Annotated in this window: 2 pseudogenes; both read left to right on the forward strand. The window is 38.3% G+C overall.

Annotation, left to right across the window (positions count from 1 at the left end):
- Nucleotides 1-502, forward strand: a pseudogene (locus HMPREF2837_RS05045) (hypothetical protein); the annotation flags it as partial.
- Between the two features lies 1 nt (nucleotide 503).
- Nucleotides 504-708: pseudogene (locus tag HMPREF2837_RS05050) on the forward strand (hypothetical protein); the annotation flags it as partial.

Raw genomic sequence — 708 nt, forward strand, 5'->3', positions numbered from 1 at the left:
TGAGCTAGTTTCTCAGAAGCCTCAAGATGAGGTTAGAGAGGAAGTGCCTTTGGAAGATAAAATTACCTATTCTTCTAGTGAATGGACTACAGATCATTTCAGTAGATTAGATGAAAATGAGGAAGAACGAGTAGAACCTTCACAAGATGAAAATACACAGAATGCAGCTACAGAAGCTGTAGCACCGGTTGTTGAAACATTTATTCAGAAAGAAAATAAACCGATTCCTGATCAAAAGATTGAATCTTCTTTCTCTCTGTCTCATGCGACTACAGTAAATTTACCTTCAGAGGTTATTGATAGCTTTGAGGCTCAGACGGTTACTTATAAGCAATCTATTAAAAATAAAATCAAATCTAACGAAGATTTTATCAAGGAAGCAAATGAGGAAATTGCTCAGTGCCAAAATAGGATCGATGAGTTGGAACAACAGATTCTTGCGAAAGACTCTCAAACTACTCAATTGAAGGATCTTTATTTCAAAATTGAAGAGGTGAGCTAAAATGGAACAAGAACAAGTGGTAGCCCAATTAGGACGGGCAACTCTTGTGACAGGAGAAGTCATCTTAAAGGGACTCTTCTTGGTGAGCTCTAAAGCAGTCGAAATGTATCAAGCCAGGGGGGAGAATGTCCTCTTTACTGGTGAGACAGACTGGAATAAATTCATGGCAACAGCAGATGCTAAAGAAGTCCAGCAATTACTACATA

The sequence above is a fragment of the Streptococcus sp. HMSC071D03 genome (assembly GCF_001812125.1).
Taxonomy (GTDB): domain Bacteria; phylum Bacillota; class Bacilli; order Lactobacillales; family Streptococcaceae; genus Streptococcus; species Streptococcus pseudopneumoniae_N.